13 protein-coding genes are annotated in these 17,236 nt (G+C 48.1%); 10 read left to right on the top strand and 3 right to left on the bottom strand.

The features are described 5' to 3' along the window. Positions 1-271: 271 nt before the first annotated feature. The 3 genes from FJM67_RS01250 (at position 272) to FJM67_RS01240 (ending at position 3,230) form a co-directional block, all read left to right on the top strand. Complete coding sequence (locus FJM67_RS01250) at positions 272-1,330, top strand: AraC family transcriptional regulator (protein WP_140586863.1); 1,059 nt, start codon at positions 272-274, stop codon at positions 1,328-1,330. Positions 1,331-1,416: 86 nt separating this feature from the next. After that, entirely contained in the window at positions 1,417-1,869 is a 453-nt protein-coding gene (locus tag FJM67_RS01245) for a YaiI/YqxD family protein (RefSeq protein ID WP_140586862.1), read from the top strand. Positions 1,870-1,940: 71 nt separating this feature from the next. Further along, a complete protein-coding gene (locus FJM67_RS01240) occupies positions 1,941-3,230 on the top strand; it encodes an NAD(P)/FAD-dependent oxidoreductase (RefSeq protein ID WP_140586861.1) in 1,290 nt (429 codons plus the stop codon). A gap of 48 nt (positions 3,231-3,278) precedes the next feature. Here FJM67_RS01240 and FJM67_RS01235 read toward each other — a convergent pair whose 3' ends face one another. Beyond that, positions 3,279-4,913, bottom strand: a complete 1,635-nt coding sequence (locus tag FJM67_RS01235) for an alpha-amylase family glycosyl hydrolase (RefSeq protein ID WP_140586860.1) — start codon at positions 4,911-4,913, stop codon at positions 3,279-3,281. 128 nt (positions 4,914-5,041) lie between these two features. Here FJM67_RS01235 and FJM67_RS01230 point away from each other — a divergent pair, with 128 nt between their 5' ends. Further along, a complete protein-coding gene (locus FJM67_RS01230) occupies positions 5,042-6,223 on the top strand; it encodes an MFS transporter (protein WP_140586859.1) in 1,182 nt (393 codons plus the stop codon). Here the strand turns inward: FJM67_RS01230 and FJM67_RS01225 are convergent. Continuing rightward, positions 6,173-7,078, bottom strand: coding sequence for a LysR family transcriptional regulator (locus tag FJM67_RS01225; protein ID WP_181161396.1), 906 nt, complete (start codon positions 7,076-7,078; stop codon positions 6,173-6,175). The genes FJM67_RS01230 and FJM67_RS01225 overlap by 51 nt on opposite strands. A 95-nt stretch (positions 7,079-7,173) precedes the next feature. On the opposite strand from FJM67_RS01225, the gene leuC reads away from it, so the two are divergent. The 6 genes from leuC to hpf all read left to right on the top strand — a co-directional run bounded on the left by leuC (position 7,174) and on the right by hpf (position 14,497). Beyond that, a complete protein-coding gene (leuC, locus tag FJM67_RS01220) occupies positions 7,174-8,601 on the top strand; it encodes a 3-isopropylmalate dehydratase large subunit (RefSeq protein ID WP_140586857.1) in 1,428 nt (475 codons plus the stop codon). 9 nt (positions 8,602-8,610) lie between these two features. Continuing rightward, complete coding sequence (gene leuD / locus FJM67_RS01215; protein WP_140586856.1) at positions 8,611-9,261, top strand: 3-isopropylmalate dehydratase small subunit; 651 nt, start codon at positions 8,611-8,613, stop codon at positions 9,259-9,261. A gap of 11 nt (positions 9,262-9,272) precedes the next feature. Continuing rightward, positions 9,273-10,352: a 3-isopropylmalate dehydrogenase gene (gene leuB, locus FJM67_RS01210; RefSeq protein WP_140586855.1), complete on the top strand. Its 1,080-nt coding sequence runs from the start codon at positions 9,273-9,275 to the stop codon at positions 10,350-10,352. Between the two features lie 73 nt (positions 10,353-10,425). Continuing rightward, positions 10,426-11,544 (top strand): aspartate-semialdehyde dehydrogenase, encoded by a 1,119-nt coding sequence (gene asd, locus FJM67_RS01205; protein ID WP_140586854.1) that lies wholly within the window; start codon positions 10,426-10,428, stop codon positions 11,542-11,544. Between the two features lie 315 nt (positions 11,545-11,859). Continuing rightward, the gene (locus FJM67_RS01200) at positions 11,860-13,794 is read left to right on the top strand and encodes an FAD-dependent monooxygenase (protein ID WP_140586853.1); all 1,935 of its coding nucleotides are present in this window, start codon (positions 11,860-11,862) and stop codon (positions 13,792-13,794) included. A gap of 307 nt (positions 13,795-14,101) precedes the next feature. Next, positions 14,102-14,497 (top strand): ribosome hibernation-promoting factor, HPF/YfiA family, encoded by a 396-nt coding sequence (hpf, locus tag FJM67_RS01195; protein WP_140586852.1) that lies wholly within the window; start codon positions 14,102-14,104, stop codon positions 14,495-14,497. A 117-nt stretch (positions 14,498-14,614) separates the two neighbouring features. Here the strand turns inward: hpf and acnB are convergent, their stop codons facing one another. Then, positions 14,615-17,215, bottom strand: coding sequence for a bifunctional aconitate hydratase 2/2-methylisocitrate dehydratase (gene acnB, locus FJM67_RS01190; protein WP_140586851.1), 2,601 nt, complete (start codon positions 17,213-17,215; stop codon positions 14,615-14,617). Positions 17,216-17,236 lie beyond the last annotated feature (21 nt).

The raw sequence follows: 17,236 nt of genomic DNA, 5'->3' as shown, positions 1-17,236 counted from the left end.
TCATCGGCATAATGGTGGTTTATCTCCTAATGAGAGTGAGCGGCTGTATTGGAAAAACTCTAAAACCGTGGCCAGATTTACTTGACCACTACATGGATCGGTTGGGAGTGCCCTAAACCGAAACCGGCGGTTAAGCTCTTATTTTAAGGTTATGCACCGCAAAAAAACAAAACCCCAGCAAAAAGCTGGGGTTTATCGACACTCTGAGCTGCCTTTGCAGCTCTTTTTTTGTTAAAAAAGTATGATTGTTGAACGAATCTAGGAGAGATTCATGCCACAACGTACCCAAGTGCCTACCTCTTATCTCAGACAAATGTTATTGGCTGTGGAGCGTCATGGTCATGATATTCACGCCTTATTGGCTGCTGCCGGAACTTGTCACCAGGCCATTTTCCAGCAAGAAAAGATGAGTGCCTACGAATATGGCTTACTTTACCAGCAGATCCTGTTGCTAATGAAGGATGAGTCTTTTGGCATTTTATCTGGTGGTCGGATTCCAAACGGGGCGTTTCGCATGATGTGCTTGGCGATACTCCATGCTCGTAACTTGGAAAGTGCCTTACATCGCTGTAGTGACTTTTACGAAATTTGTCGCGGTCCGACGATTAAGCCGGTGCTGATTCGTAAGGGACGCCATGCCAAAGTCACTTTCGCGCCAATATTCAATGTTTCCCAAGGCACTGATTCGAACTTTCTAGCCAACAGCGATCCCGAAACGATTCGTTCCACCTTATCCATGTGGCATCACTTTATCAGTTGGCTTATAGGGCGACGCTTAGTATTAAAGGCTGCCTATTTTTCTTTCCCTCGCCCGGACGATGCCAGCTACTATCAAACCTTATTTCAGGCGGATGTGAAATTTGATCAGCATGCTAATGCCCTAGTGTTTAATGGGGACTATTTGGATATGCCACTGGTTCAATCTGAAGATAGTCTACGGTCATTTCTAAAAACGGCTCCATATCAGTTGTTGGTGATGGTGGATGATGATAACTCATTGAAATCTCAGGTAATGGCGGTGCTAGGACGGGATTTTTCTCGCGATTTGCCAAGTGCCGAAGAAATGGCTCAAACCATGTGTATGAGCGTTTCCACTATGAGGCGCCGATTAGCTGAAGAGGATACCTCCTATCAACAGATTAAAGATGAATGTCGTAAAGAAGCGGCAATCACCTTTCTAAACGCCCCCCAGCTCGCTATCAATGAAATTGCCCGATTGATGGGATTTGATGAACCCAGCGCATTTTTCCGTTCCTTCAAAAAATGGACGGGAATGACGCCGGGAGAGTATCGTAAGGCCATGCACTTACATGAGCCAGAAGTAGGATGATGGCAATTGCTATGAATTCTGGCTCCGGCTCTTTTCAGTCCATGCGGTGGCTGGTATAAACGCCCTTTATTTTATTAAGGATCCCTATGAAACTTTGGGTCGATGCGGATGCTTGTCCAAATGTGATAAAAACCATTTTGTTTCGGGCGGCTGAGCGCGTTCAGGTTGAATGTATTCTGGTCGCCAACCGTCCCGTTGCTGTACCTCCATCAAGATGGATCAGTCGTATCGTGGTGAGTTCCGGCTTTGATGAGGCTGACGGTCATATCGTCGAAAAAATTGAACCGGACGATATCGTCGTGACTGCGGACATTCCGCTAGCTTCCGATTGTATTGATAAAGGCGCGACGGCAATTAATCCCCGTGGTGAACACTATACCAAAGAGAATATTCGCCAACGGCTCAATATGCGGGATTTCATGGAGACCATGCGTACCTCCGGGGTGCAAACGGGTGGGCCACCACCTTTTAGCCAGCAAGATCGAATGGCCTTTGCCAATAGTCTTGATCGACTTTTAGCCCAGCGAGCACGCCCCTAGGTGTGTTTAGCTAACTGTTATTAGTATCTACTTGATAGCGGTTAGCTAAACACATAGCTTGAGGTAATAACATGCAACGTATTGTCGTCGTCGGTGGTGGAGCCGGGGGATTAGAATTGGTGACTAAACTTGGTCATCAATTTGGCAAGTCTAAACAGGCTGAAGTGATCTTAGTAGATCGCAGTTTCACCCATATCTGGAAGCCCTTGCTCCACGAAGTGGCCACTGGATCATTGGATGTGAATACTGATGGTATTAACTATCGCGCCCATGCGGCCAAGCATTACTATAAGTTTCAGTTGGGTAATGTGATTGCCGTCGATCCTGATAATAAGAAGCTAACGCTGCAAGAAATTCGTGATGACAAAGACCACTCGGTCTTGCCGGAACGGACGGTTAAATTCGACACCCTGATTATGGCGGTCGGTAGTGTGAGCAACGATTTTGGCACCCCCGGCGTGGCCGAACACTGCTATTTTCTTGATTCTCACCAGCAAGCGGAGCGGTTTCAACAGGCCCTGTTGAATCAGTTTTTACGGATCAATCAGCAAGGGGAAGACAGTCACTTAAATATTGCCATTGTCGGGGCAGGGGCTACCGGGGTAGAACTGTCGGCGGAACTATTCCATGTGGCGGATTTGCTACGCACTTACGGTATGCCTCTAATGTCGGGTAAACGTATTCGCGTCACCTTAGTAGAAGCGGGGCCGCGTATTTTACCGGCGCTACCAGATCGGATTGCCAATAATGCCCGCAAAGAACTGGCGAAATTGGGTGTAGAGTTGAAAGAAAACACCCGTATTGTTAGTGCCAGTGATGAAGGTCTTACCACTGCCGATAATGAATTGATTAGAGCGGACTTGATGATATGGGCCGCAGGCGTGAAAGCCCCCGACTTCATCAAGCAAATCCCAGGCTTCCAGACCACTCGCACCAACCAAATTGTGGTGAAAGGGACGTTACAGGTACCAAACTACGATAAGATATTTGTTATTGGCGATTGCTGTGCTTGTCAGCAGCCCAACGGTAAGATGGTGCCGCCGCGAGCCCAATCGGCCCATCAAATGGCGGATATCGTGTTCGCCAACATCAAAGCCCAATTCCGTTCTGAGCCCTTAAATGACTATATCTACAAGGACTATGGCTCTTTGGTCAATCTTAGCCGCTACAGCACGGTCGGAAGTTTGATGGGGAATCTAATGAAAGGCTCCATGTTTGTGGAAGGCCGTATCGCGCGATTTGTGTACGTTTCATTATATCGTTTGCACCTGATTGCCATCCACGGTTGGTTCAAAGCCATGATTATTATGGCAGCCCAGCGCATTGCCAAAGTTGTCAAGCCGAAATTGAAGCTACACTAAGGTGCGCTACTCACCCTTGTGCTTGAGGCAAGGGTGAGCAACTGTTATCTATAATTTTGCAATCAGTACTGAGCAGCTTGGCAATACCAAGCTGGAGTGCTCGATATGTCCTTCCTTGATGCCCTCCGGCAAGGTAATTTGCTGGGCCTGTTTGACTGGCAAGGGCAAAATTTCCGTTTCATCCCCCGAGTTTATGGCGATAAGCATACTCTCCTGTCCCAAGTGGCGACTGAACACCAAGCATTGTTCATCATGGTGATGGAAGGTGATGTCTCCTTGAATTAACACCGGATGATGGCGGCGGAAATGCAGGAAATCCCGATAGGCATGGAGCACGGAGTGACGTTCACCTTCCTGCTCTGCTACCGCTAAAGGTAAGTGGGTGTCGGACACTGGCAGCCAAGGCTCAGCAGTTTGACTAAAGCCGCCATTGGGCATTGTGTTTTCCCAAGGTAGCGGGGTGCGACAACCATCGCGCCCTTTAAATTCTGGCCAAAAGTTAATGCCAAACGGGTCAACTAGTTGTTCGAAGGTAAGTTCAGCTTCTGGTAAACCTAGCTCTTCCCCTTGGTACAGGCACACGCTACCACGAAGGGAAAGCTGCATGACCATATAGACCTTAGCCCGAGCCTGGCTAACCTCTTTACCTCTACGCCAGCGGGAAATCACCCGCTCCACATCATGATTACCAATGGACCAGCAAGGCCAGCCGTCCCCTAAGCCTTTTTCCATTGTTTCTACCGTATTGCGAATATGCTCCATAGAACTGTCATGGGTAAGTAGGTCAAAGGAGTAGCACATATGTAGCTTATCTCCCCCTTGACTGTAAGCCGCCATGGTCTTTAGGGAAAAGTCGCAACCTATTTCCCCGACAGTCGTTGTGCCTGGGTATTGGTCGAGTAGGGCGCGTAACCGCTTTAAGAACGCAATATTTTCCGGGCGGGATTTATCGTAAAGATGAAGCTGGTAGGCATAGGGATTGTCTGGTCTAACACCAATACTACCTTCGGCAATATGAGGTTGCGGAGGATTGTCCCGCAGTTGTTCATCATGGAAATAGTAATTGGCAGTATCCAGCCGGAAGCCGTCGACACCCCGTTCCAACCAGAATTTAACCGTGTCTAACACCGCATCCACCACCGCAGGGTTGTGGAAGTTCAGGTCTGGCTGACTATCGAGAAAATTATGCAGGTAATACTGGCGACGGCGACTATCCCAGCGCCAAGCGGGACCGCCAAATACCGACAGCCAGTTATTGGGGACACTGCCATCAGGCTTCGGATCAACCCACACATACCAGTCTGCCTTAGGGTTATTGTGGCTGCTGCGCGATTCAATAAACCAAGGGTGCTGATCTGAAGTATGATTAAGCACCTGATCGATGATGACTTTAATATTTAGCGAATGAGCCCGTTCAATTAGCTCATCAAAGTCCGCTAGATCGCCAAAAATGGGATCCACATCGCAATAGTCCGATACATCGTAGCCAAAATCTTTCATCGGTGACGTAAAGAAGGGTGACAGCCAGATGGCATCTACACCTAATTTGGCGATGTAGGGGAGCTTTTCCGTAACACCTTTGAGATCGCCAATACCGTCGTCATTGGCATCGTAAAAGCTGCGGGGATAAACCTGATAGATGACGGCACCACGCCACCAGTCCGTTTGTTGATTGTGTTGCATGTTGCCCCCTATGGCGGTTTGTTAAAGCTAGTTTAGCAATTCCCTCAGAGATTGTTAGATGCAAATTTAGCTTACTTGCCCCATACTTCACCGCTTAAAACTAATTTAGACCGAAAGGTTAAGATTGCATGTTTAGTAAAGCGTCTGCTCCAGTGGCTTGGCCACTCTTTTTCTATTTCTTCTTTTTCTGTAGTGTCATCGGGGTTCTGATGCCCTATATGTCGGTGTATTACCAATCCATCGGCTTAACTGGCTCAGAAATTGGTCGTCTCATGTCCAGTTTTACCTTAGCGGCCATTGTTGTACCGCATTTTTGGGGGTGGTTAACCACCAAAACTGGGCGACCAAAGCGCACCTTGCAAATAGCAGCGTTCGGTTGTGGTCTGGCGCTACTGCCATTTGTATGGGTTGGGGAATTTATCTGGCTCTGGTTGCTGTCAATAACCGTAGCGCTGTTTTATAGCGCATTGACACCAATGGGGGATGCGTTAGCCGTGCGCAGCACTCGCCATTTAGATGTGCCGTATTCAAGGGTGCGGGTTGGTGGCTCTATTGGCTATATTTTTTCGGTCACTATCTTCGGTGCACTGATCGGCTGGTTTGGCCCAAGCACGATTATTTACGCCGTGATTGGCTGTGTGTGGATGACTTTTATCGCCACCTTCTTTCTGAAGGAACAGACTAGCCAATCTGCATCGGTACAGGTGAAAGGGCAGTTCTTGAAATTGCTGAGACAGCGCCAATTTGTGATTTTCTTGGCGTTGGCATTTTTGTCTTATATGTCCCACGCGCCTTTCAATACCTTCTTTGCAGTGCATTTACTTAATGCTGGTTATAGCAATGATGTGGTAGGTCTGCTGATTGCCTTTGGCGTGATACTGGAAATTGTGCTGTTTATTTTCTTAGGCAACTATGTAAAACGCGTTAACCGCCAATATCTGTTTGCCTTGTGTTTCATTTGTGGTGGACTGCGTTGGGTGAGCATTGGTTGGTTTGCAGAAATCTTCTGGGTGGTGCTTGCTACCCAGTTGCTACATTGCATTACTTTTGCCCTGTTTCATGTGGTGTCTATCGAGCAATTGAAAGACTTGGTGCCCGATCAATACGTGAGTCAGGGACAGGCGGCCTATAGCGGTATTTCCGCCGGTTTGGGTAGCGGTTTAGGCATTGTTGGCGCTGGGTATTTATGGGATTGGTTCGGCGGCGGCTGGACCTTCACCGCCGCCTCATTAGTATGTGGTTTGGCACTAGTTATTTTGCTATTGAACCAGTTTAGTCGGGGCAGCGCTATCCGCGTGCAAACGCACTAAGTCGATGAACGCCTGGGCTGCGCGGCTTAGGGTGCGCTGGCGGTGGTAAATGACCCCAAGCTTGCGTTCTATTTTTAGGGCTTCAATATTCAACACGATCAAGTCACTGGTCACCATGGTTGCCGGGATCAGTGACCAACCCCAGCCAATACCGGCGAGCATGGCTAATGTCTGCAAGTTATTGGTATTCATCCGCACTTTGGGCTTTACCCCATGACCAAGAAAGACTTTCTCGGCAATTTGTCGGGTGAAGGTGTTCTCGTGGGGCAAGACACATTCATATTGGGCTAGCTCAATGACGCTCAATTGGTGAATCGGGAGTTTTGCCAGCGGGTGCTCGGGACTGACGACACAGGCGAGGGTATCGGACCAGATATGTAATGCCGCTATCTGGCTGTCTTCTACTTGCGACAAGGTAATCACCCCAAGCTCCGCTTCACCTTTCACTACTCGGCGGTAGGCTTCCTCTGATTGAGTAAATTCAATCATCAGCTTGGCGTTGGAATAATCCTGCTCAAAGCGCTTCAACGTTGAGGGTAAACGGTGCAAACCAATATGATGACTCGTCACCACTTGTAGCTCCCCAACCACGTCTTCCATCTGCAAACTCATGCTGCGTTTGATATCCGCCAAGTCTTCAGCAATTTGTTTCGCTTTTGGCAGCAGTTTGCGACCCGCTTCGGTAAGCTGCACTTGGCGTCCGATGCGATCAAATAAGCGCACACTCAAATTGCTTTCCAGAGCAGCAATACGCTTGCTAACGGCAGGTTGCGTCAAAAAAAGACGTTCCGCTGCCTCGGAGAATGATTCTGTTTCGGCGACTTTAATAAAGGTCAGTAGTTCGGCAATATCCATGATTCCTAAAAATTATCCAAAACATGAAAAATATGAATTGGAGTAATTAAAGCGCAAACGCTAGCATAGGACAACGACAATACAGGAGAGAGAGTATGTCCGGTAAAACACTTTACGATAAGTTGTGGGATGCCCACTTGGTGCAACAGCGTGACGACGGCAGTGCGTTGCTTTACATCGATTTGCAATTACTGCACGAAGTAACCTCACCCCAAGCGTTTGAAGGTTTGCGCCTAGCGGGTCGCAAGCCATGGCGTGTGTCTTCTAACTTAGCTACACCGGATCACAACGTACCGACCACCGTGCTAGAGCGCAAAAGCGGTGTCGACGGTATTGCTGACCCTGTATCGAAAATTCAGGTAACTACCCTAGACGACAACTGTAATGAATTTGGTATCACTGAGTTCAACATGACCGATATCCGCCAAGGTATCGTACACGTCGTGGGTCCAGAGCAGGGCGCGACCTTGCCGGGCATGACAGTGGTGTGTGGTGACTCCCATACTTCTACCCACGGTGCGTTTGGCGCGTTGGCCCATGGCATCGGTACTTCGGAAGTAGAACACGTATTGGCGACCCAATGTTTGGTTGCGAAGAAAATGCGCAATATGTTGGTACGTGTAGATGGCCAGCTGAATCCCTATGTAACGGCTAAAGACGTAGTATTGGCGATCATTGGTAAAATCGGCACCGCTGGTGGTACCGGTTTTGCCATTGAGTTCGGTGGCTCTGCGATTCAGTCCCTGTCAATGGAAGGCCGCATGACTGTTTGTAATATGGCGATTGAAGCAGGTGCCCGTGTTGGTTTGATTGCCGTTGACCAAACCACTATCGACTACGTGAAAGACCGCCCTTACGCGCCAAAAGGCGAGCAGTGGGATATGGCCGTTGCCGCATGGCAAGACCTTGTTTCTGATGCTGACGCGGAATTTGACGAAGTCGTCGTACTAAAAGCAGAAGATATCAAGCCACAGGTTACTTGGGGTACATCACCAGAAATGGTGATCGCCATTGACCAGCCTATTCCTAAAGCCGAGGACCAAACCGACCCAGTGAAACGGGAAAGCTATGCCCGCGCTTGGAAATACATGGGCTTAGAAGGCAAAGAAACCTTGGGCGATATCGTTTTAGATCGCGTCTTTATCGGTTCTTGTACTAACTCTCGAATCGAAGACTTGCGCGCTGCGGCGGAGGTAGTGAAAGGCCGTAAAGTGGCTTCGACATTGAAACAAGCCATCGTCGTTCCTGGTTCAGGTTTAGTGAAAGCTCAGGCTGAGCAAGAAGGTTTGGACAAGATCTTCACCGAAGCAGGCCTCGAATGGCGTGAGCCAGGCTGTTCTATGTGTTTGGCGATGAACGCCGACAAATTGGGGCAGGGCGAGCATTGTGCGTCTACTTCTAACCGTAACTTCGAAGGTCGCCAGGGCTTCGGCGGTCGCACTCACTTGGTAAGTCCAGCCATGGCTGCGGCTGCGGCCATTGCCGGTCGCTTTGTCGACGTAAACGATTTGGTTAAACAATAGGAGATCAGCATGCGTCCATTTACAGTACATACAGGTATCGCAGCACCATTGGATTTAGCCAACGTGGATACCGATATGATTATCCCGAAGCAGTTTTTGAAATCCATCAAACGTACTGGCTTCGGTAAAAACCTTTTTGACGAATTACGCTACGAAGACGAAGGTCAACCAGACCAAGAGTGTACCGGTCGTCCATTGCGTCAGGATTTCGTGTTAAACCAACCACGCTACCAAAGAACCAGCGTCCTGCTAGCGCGCCAAAACTTTGGTTGTGGCTCTAGCCGTGAACACGCGCCTTGGGCATTGGATGATTTTGGTATCCGCGTCATCATCGCCCCAAGCTTTGCAGATATTTTTTACAACAACTGCTTTAAAAACGGTTTGCTACCCATCGTGCTTCACGAAGAAGAAGTCGATCAACTATTCCGTGAAGTGAATAGTACCGAAGGCTACCAATTGACCGTTGATTTAGAAGCACAAACAGTGACTACACCAAGTGGCACTAGCTTTAGTTTCTTGGTGGATACGTTCCGTAAACACTGCTTGCTAAAAGGTTTAGACGATATTGGTTTAACTCTTGAAGAAGCAGACCGCATCCGCGCTTACGAAGAGAAACGTCAACAAACTGCGCCTTGGTTATTCGCGCCACGTTCACTATAAGGAATTTTGTTATGTCTAAAAATGTATTGGTTTTACCGGGTGACGGCATTGGCCCAGAAATCGTGGCCCAAGCGGTTCGCGTACTAGATAAGGTAAACGAAAAATTTAACTTGGGTATCACCCACGAATCTGCTCTTGTTGGTGGTTCTGCTTACGACGAAACCGGCTCTCCGTTGCCGGAAGATACCCTAGCGAAAGCCAAGGCAGCCGATGCCATTTTACTTGGCGCCGTAGGTGGCCCTAAGTGGGATAAACTCGATATGTCGGCGCGTCCAGAAAAAGGTCTCTTGGGGCTACGTTCTAACTTGGATTTATTTTCAAACTTACGTCCAGCAATCCTTTACCCACAATTAGCGGAAGCATCGAGCTTGAAGCCAGAAATCGTGTCTGGTTTGGATATCTTGATCGTGCGCGAACTGACCGGTGGTATTTACTTCGGCCAGCCCCGCGGTATCCGTACCCTAGAGAACGGCGAACGTGAAGGTTTTAACACCTACGTCTACAGCGAATCGGAAATTCGCCGTATCGGTCGCTCTGCGTTTGAAGCAGCCCGTCAGCGTGGTAAGCGTGTTTGTTCCATCGACAAATCCAACGTATTGGAAGTGACGGTACTCTGGAAGGAAATCATGGAAGAAGTGGCGAAAGAATACCCTGATGTAGAACTTTCGCACATGCTAGTGGACAATGCTGCCATGCAGCTTGTTCGTGCGCCAAAACAATTCGACGTGATGGTTACCGGCAATATGTTCGGTGATATTTTGTCAGATGCGGCAGCCATGTTGACAGGCTCTATCGGTATGTTACCTTCTGCTTCTCTAAACGCAGAAGGTCGTGGTATGTATGAGCCATGTCACGGTTCTGCACCAGATATTGCTGGAAAAGGTATCGCAAACCCATTGGCGACGATTCTTTCTGTCGCTATGATGTTGCGCTATTCATTGGACGCAAAAGAAGCGGCTGATGCCATTGAGCAAGCGGTTAGCAACGTCCTAGATCAAGGCTTGCGTACTGCTGATATTGCATCACAAGGATGCACAACTGTAGGTACTGTCCAAATGGGTGACGCCGTACTTGCAGCTCTAGACGCCTAATCAAACTATTAGGCATTAACCGGGATACTGCTCTTGGTATGAGTAGGCCCACACTAAAAAGGTAAATGAAATCATGTCAAAACAAACTGTAGGTTTAGTCGGCTGGCGCGGAATGGTTGGTTCTGTGCTAATGCAACGTATGCGTGAAGAAAGCGACTTCGATCATATTGATCCGGTGTTTTTCTCCACGTCTCAAACAGGTCAAGCTGGCCCAGATATCGGTAAAGATATTCCAGTACTTCAAGACGCCAATGATATTGAGTCCTTGAAGAAGATGGACATCATTATTACCTGTCAGGGCGGCGACTACACCAAAGCCGTATACCCACAGTTGCGTGAGGCAGGATGGAATGGCTACTGGATCGACGCGGCATCTTCTTTGCGTATGGAAAAAGATGCCATCATCGTACTTGATCCAGTAAACCAACACGTCATCAAACAAGGTCTAAAAGATGGCGTGAAAACCTATGTGGGCGGTAACTGTACGGTTTCCTTGATGCTTCTAGCTCTTGGTGGTCTGTTCGAGAAAGGCCATATCGAGTGGATGTCATCTATGACATACCAAGCGGCTTCTGGCGGTGGTGCCCGTCACATGCGTGAGCTACTGACTCAGTTCGGTTTACTAAACGCAGAAGTGGCATCTGAGCTTGCTGATCCAGCCAGTGCGATCCTAGACATCGACCGTAAAGTCGCGGAGAAGATGCGCTCTGGTACACTGCCGACTGACCAATTCGGCGTACCACTAGCAGGTTCTTTGATTCCTTACATCGACAGCCAACTTGATAACGGCCAAAGCCGTGAAGAGTGGAAAGCACAGGCTGAGTGTAACAAGATCCTAGGTATCAATGGCAAACCAATCCCAGTGGACGGTCTATGTGTCCGTATCGGTGCCATGCGTTGCCACAGTCAGGCTTACACCATCAAGCTAAACAAAGATATCCCAGTAGCGGACATCGAAGGCTTGCTGGCTGAGCACAACCAATGGGTTAACGTTGTACCAAACGACAAACAAGCCACTATGGAGCAACTAACTCCGACAGTGACTACTGGTACTCTAAATATCCCAGTGGGTCGTATCCGTAAACTCAACATGGGCCCTGAATATATCAGCGCCTTCTCAGTGGGTGACCAACTACTTTGGGGTGCAGCAGAGCCACTACGTCGTATGTTGCGTATCCTGATCGAAGACTAAGGTCTTTGGGTTAGTGTTAGATTGAGTTAGAAAGACCCGCTGCTGAAAGGTAGCGGGTTTTTTATTTTATGTAAGTTAAATTGGCAAATACGCTGATCGAGCTCTTAAAAGAAAGACCACTTGAACAGGTTAAAGAGCTGGTTGATCTGACGATCCCGCTCATGGCCTCATTTTCAGCTTCACCCCTATCATCTCACTCAGATCGTAGCTCTTGATCCAAACAAAAGACCCTTTAATCTGGAAAAAATTTAATTAACATGTTATCTATTATGCTACTTGCATTAGATACTGTAATAATTATAAGAGGGTCGTGAGATGCAATATCACTTAAATGGCTTTAAGCCTGGTAATTACCAAGTGCCTGATAAGGCCCGTAAGCCTTATCCTAATCCTCCTATCGTGAATTTACCGCAAGAGGTCGATGTGCTGATCGTCGGTACTGGCCCCGCTGGACTAACAATGGCGCGTCAGTTGGCAGAGTTTGAAGATATTAAAACCTGCATTGTGGACAAGGCACCGGGGCCGCTGCTGTTTGGCCGTGCTGATGGCATTTCCTGCCGTACTATGGAGATTATGGAAGCCTTCAATAGCAGTGAGATGGTGGTAAAAGAAACCTATCAGCTCAAACAAAACACATTTTGGGAACCAGACCCACAAAACCCGCAACATATCAAACGTACGGAGAAGATTGCCGATGCCCGTGCTGGGTTATCTGAGTTCACCCATGGCATCGTCAACCAAGCTCGTTTACACGAGTTGCTACTAGATGGTATGCGTAACTCCATTACCAACCTAGAACCCCATTACAGCCGCGAATTAATTGAACTGGACATTGATGATAGCTTGACTCAAGACCTCAGTGCCTACCCAATTACTGCGACCTTCAAGCGTACCGACGAAGCTGGAAACGGCAAACTAGAGACCATTAAAGCACGTTATCTGGTTGGCGCTGATGGCGGTCGTAGCCGTGTGCGTAAAGGCATGGGAATTGAACTGAAGGGTGACTCAGCGAACAAAGCTTGGGGGGTAATGGATATTCTGTTGAATACGGATTTCCCTGACATCCGTGTTAAGAGCTTCATCCAGTCTAAAGATCATGGCGCGGTTATGACCATTCCACGGGAGGGCGGTTACCTGTGCCGTTTTTACGTTGAGCTGGATTTGCTCGACAAAGATAAACGAGCTGCTGACGTCAAACTAACGGATAAAGACATCATTGCGAAGGCCCAGAAGATTTTCCAGCCTTACACTTTAGACGTAAAAGAAACCGCATGGTGGTCAATCTACGAAGTAGGGCAGCGGATTGCCGAGCGTTTCGATAATCGCCCACTAGGTAGTTCTGAGGACGTGATTCCCCGAGCTTTTGTTGCGGGGGATGCCTGCCATACCCATAGTCCAAAAGGTGGTTGGGGGTTGAATACCTCGTTACCCGATACTTTCAACCTTGGTTGGAAATTAGCAGCGGTACTTCAAGGTAAAGTGGCACCGAAGATTCTCCACACCTACGAGACCGAACGTCGCAAAGTTGCTCAGCAACTTATTGATGCCGACCGAGAGCTTTCTCGCATAGTGGCGACACGCCCTGCTGCTGGCGATAACTCTGAGCAGGCTCAGGTCAACACCGCCAAAATCGAAGCCTTTATGAAGCGTCAAAGCGGATTTGTATCCGGCACGGCGATAGAGTACTACCCATCCTATATCTGTACCGGCCAGGAAAATCAGCATTTGGCCCCTGGGTTCAAAATTGGTCAGCGGTTCCACTCCGCCCAAGCTCAACGTACAGCAGATGGTCGCATCGAGCATTTGGGACATCTGGTCAAAGCGGACGGTCGCTGGCGTTTGTTCGTGTTTGGGGGGGAGCAGTCGCCAACGGAAACCAATTCGGACGTTTATAAGTTGGTGGATTTCTTGGCCAATGACAAAGCGTCTCCCGTAGTGAAATTTACGCCTACCGGCGCGGATGTTGACTCGGTGATTGATACTTACGCGGTGTTCCAGCAGCAAGATCTATCCATGCACGACCTACACCCCTACCTGTGGCCCGCGAAAGGCAAGTATGGTTTGCACGACTACGAGAAGGTATATCAGTCCCAGATCGGTAACGATGTATATGATCTACGTAGTGTAAATCGTAAAGAAGGTTGTATGGTGATTGTACGTCCTGACCAACACATTGCCGCGATTTTGCCAATCAATGCGCGTCAGGAACTGGCAGACTTCTTTGATTACTTTATGATTGAGCAGGACTAAATTTTGTGGCTCGTAAACGTCCTGTTTACGAGCTACTGATTTCAGGGAAGAGATTGATCTTAGGCGTACACCGATAGGTGTACGCTGCTTACTTACACTTTGAAGAACGCTAGTTGCTGTTTGACATTTCATTTTATTCGACCTGTTGCGCATTTTTTGTACTAAGTCTGTGATTTTATCGGTATTTTTACGTTATTTTGCGGTTTATCAGTTGAAAAAGTCCGTAAACGGCCTTAGCTTTATAGATGTGACAACGCAACGCTAAACATCTCTCAACAAGAAGAGATTGGTAGAAGGAATATAATATATGTACACACTAGATATCAGCGGTCACCACGTTCACACTACTGAAGAAGTTCAACAAATCATCAAAGACGGTATGGATCACTTGGCTGACATCAATAGCCACATTACTTCCATCAAAGTTATCGTTAATTCCGAGACTCATCACAACAAGAGCGAATTGATTTTAGAAGCTAAGGTCCATATTCCTGGTCATGATCTGTTCGCTTCTGTTACTACCGACAAGCAGCTCAGCACCGCAGTTGATATGGTCGCCGAGAAATTAGAAAAGCAGTTACTAAAACATAAATCTAAACACGAAGGTCGCAAACACCATCCTGATGCCCACGACGTAGAAAGTGATGATGAGCGAGAGCAGCAAGACGAGTTTAACGAACTTGCGGATCGCGGTGCGATATAGTTAGTTATCCTATCGAAAACTGAAAGGCTCCCAAGCGGAGCCTTTTTTATATCTCGAGAAAGCGAATGACAAAAAAATACCCGCGCAAGGCGGGTATTTTGTTATCAGGTATGGCCCTTACGCTGTCGCGTCGGTAGCAATCACAGATGAGGCTTTCTTGACGTAATCGCCCATCTTATCGAAGTTCAAGTAGTTGTAAACTTCAGATGCCATGCTGTCGATCTTGCTAGCGTATTCCAAATATTCTTCAGTTGTTGGAAGCTTGCCAAGTAGGGATGCCACAGCCGCCAGTTCCGCAGAAGCTAGGTAAACGTCAGCGCCGTTACCAAGACGGTTCGGGAAGTTACGAGTAGAGGTAGAAACCACCGTTGCTTTGTCAGCAACACGGGCTTGGTTACCCATACATAGTGAACATCCTGGCATTTCCATACGCGCACCCGCTTTACCGAAGATGCTGTAGTAGCCTTCAGCAGTTAGTTGCTGTTGATCCATCTTAGTTGGTGGAGATACCCATAGACGAGTAGGAACCACTTTACCTGCAGCATCTAGAAGTTTACCAGCGGCGCGGAAGTGACCGATGTTAGTCATACAAGAACCGATAAATACTTCATCGATCTTAGCACCTTGCACATCAGACAATAGGCGAGCGTCATCTGGATCATTTGGAGCACAAAGAACAGGCTCTTTTAGGTTATCAAGGTCAATTTCGATAACAGCAGCGTATTCTGCATCCGCATCAGCGCGCATTAGTTGAGGGTTAGCTAACCATTCTTCCATGGCTTTAGCACGACGCTCTAGTGTGCGAGGGTCACCGTAACCTTCAGAAATCATCCAACGTAGCATTACGATGTTAGATTTTAGGTACTCAGCGACAGACTCTTCAGATAGGTTGATGGTACAACCCGCTGCAGAACGCTCGGCAGAAGCATCAGAAAGTTCGAATGCTTGCTCCGCGGTTAGGTGCTCAAGACCTTCGATCTCAAGGATACGACCAGAGAAGATGTTTTTCTTACCTTTCTTCTCAACTGTTAGGTGGCCTTCTTGGATCGCTTGGTAAGGAATAGCATGTACTAGGTCACGTAGGGTGATACCTGGTTGCATTTTACCTTTGAAACGTACCAATACAGACTCAGGCATATCCAATGGCATTACCCCAGTAGCAGCAGCGAAAGCCACTAGGCCAGAACCTGCAGGGAAAGAAATACCTAATGGGAAACGAGTGTGAGAGTCGCCACCAGTACCTACCGTGTCAGGAAGTAGCATACGGTTCAACCAAGAGTGGATGATACCGTCACCTGGGCGTAGGGAAACACCGCCACGGTTCATAATGAAGTCTGGTAGCGTGTGGTGTGTTACCACGTCAACAGGTTTAGGGTAAGCAGCAGTGTGACAGAAAGATTGCATCACTAGGTCGGCACTGAAGCCAAGACACGCTAGGTCTTTAAGCTCATCACGGGTCATTGGGCCAGTAGTATCTTGCGAGCCAACTGTCGTCATCTTAGGTTCGCAGTAGGTGCCAGGACGAACACCCGCTACGCCACAAGCTTTACCAACCATTTTCTGTGCTAGGGTGTAACCTTTACCACTGTCAGCCACAGAGCCAGGCATAATGAATAAATCAGATGGTGCCAAACCTAGTGCTTCACGTGCCTTGGCAGTCAGGCCACGACCGATGATCAAAGGAATACGGCCACCAGCGCGTACTTCGTCTAGGATTACCTGAGTTTTTAGTTCAAACGTCGTGATAACTTCATCAGTGCCATGTTTATTAACAACGCCTTCATATGGGTAGATGTCGATAACATCGCCCATTTCCATGTTGCTAACATCCATTTCGATCGGTAATGCACCTGCGTCTTCCATTGTGTTGAAGAAGATTGGAGCGATTTTACCGCCGATACACACACCACCACCGCGTTTGTTCGGGATAAATGGAATGTCGTCACCCATGTGCCATAGCACAGAGTTAGTCGCAGACTTACGGCTAGAACCCGTACCTACCACGTCACCGACGTAGGCAAGAGGGAAACCTTTCTCTTTCAGCTCATTGATTTTACTGATCGGGCCGATTTCACCGTCTTTGTCTGGCACGATACCATCGCGAGCCATTTTTAGCATGGCATTAGCGTGTAGTGGGATGTCAGGACGAGACCAAGCATCAGGAGCAGGAGATAGGTCGTCGGTGTTGGTTTCGCCAGTTACTTTGAATACAGTAACCGTGATTTTGTCGGCTAGCTGTGGCTTGCTCGTAAACCACTCGCCATCAGCCCAAGACTGAATAACTTGCTTAGCAAACTCATTGCCGGCGTCGGCTTTTTCTTGCACGTCATGGAAGGCATCGAAAATTAGCAAAGTGTGAGAAAGTGCTTTTGCTGCAATCGGTGCGATCGCTGCGTCATCAAGACATGCAATCAATGGCTGTACGTTGTAGCCGCCAAGCATAGTACCCAAAATTTCAGTCGCTTGTGCTTTGTCAATCAAAGGAGAAGCGGCTTCACCCTTAGTAATCGCAGCTAGGAAGCCTGCTTTTACATAAGCAGCTTCGTCTACACCGGCAGGAATACGATTTTTAAAAAGGTCTACAATAAATTCTTCTTCGCCTGCTGGGGGCGCTTTAAGCAGCTCAACTAGCGCAGCGGTTTGCTCTGCGTTAAGTGCGGTTGGTGGGATGCCCTGGGCGGCACGTTCTTCGACGTGTTTACGGTATGCTTCTAACACAATAGTTCCCCTTTGTTAGAC

The sequence above is a fragment of the Maribrevibacterium harenarium genome (genome assembly GCF_006385675.1).
In the GTDB taxonomy this organism is placed as follows: Bacteria; Pseudomonadota; Gammaproteobacteria; order Pseudomonadales; family Marinomonadaceae; genus Marinomonas; species Marinomonas harenarium.
The sequence above is the reverse complement of the archived record's forward strand: the minus strand, read 5'-3'. Positions and strand labels throughout refer to the sequence as shown.

Bases quoted from the DNA above. Each gene is read 5' to 3' on its own strand.
- FJM67_RS01250 (WP_140586863.1), top strand. From the start codon at position 272: ATGCCACAACGTACCCAAGTGCCTACCTCTTATCTCAGACAAATGTTA.
- leuD (WP_140586856.1), top strand. From the start codon at position 8,611: ATGCGTCCATTTACAGTACATACAGGTATCGCAGCACCATTGGATTTA.
- FJM67_RS01230 (WP_140586859.1), top strand. From the start codon at position 5,042: ATGTTTAGTAAAGCGTCTGCTCCAGTGGCTTGGCCACTCTTTTTCTAT.
- FJM67_RS01225 (WP_181161396.1), bottom strand. From the start codon at position 7,078: ATGGATATTGCCGAACTACTGACCTTTATTAAAGTCGCCGAAACAGAA.
- leuB (WP_140586855.1), top strand. From the start codon at position 9,273: ATGTCTAAAAATGTATTGGTTTTACCGGGTGACGGCATTGGCCCAGAA.
- asd (WP_140586854.1), top strand. From the start codon at position 10,426: ATGTCAAAACAAACTGTAGGTTTAGTCGGCTGGCGCGGAATGGTTGGT.
- FJM67_RS01200 (WP_140586853.1), top strand. From the start codon at position 11,860: ATGCAATATCACTTAAATGGCTTTAAGCCTGGTAATTACCAAGTGCCT.
- hpf (WP_140586852.1), top strand. From the start codon at position 14,102: ATGTACACACTAGATATCAGCGGTCACCACGTTCACACTACTGAAGAA.
- FJM67_RS01235 (WP_140586860.1), bottom strand. From the start codon at position 4,913: ATGCAACACAATCAACAAACGGACTGGTGGCGTGGTGCCGTCATCTAT.
- FJM67_RS01245 (WP_140586862.1), top strand. From the start codon at position 1,417: ATGAAACTTTGGGTCGATGCGGATGCTTGTCCAAATGTGATAAAAACC.
- FJM67_RS01240 (WP_140586861.1), top strand. From the start codon at position 1,941: ATGCAACGTATTGTCGTCGTCGGTGGTGGAGCCGGGGGATTAGAATTG.
- leuC (WP_140586857.1), top strand. From the start codon at position 7,174: ATGTCCGGTAAAACACTTTACGATAAGTTGTGGGATGCCCACTTGGTG.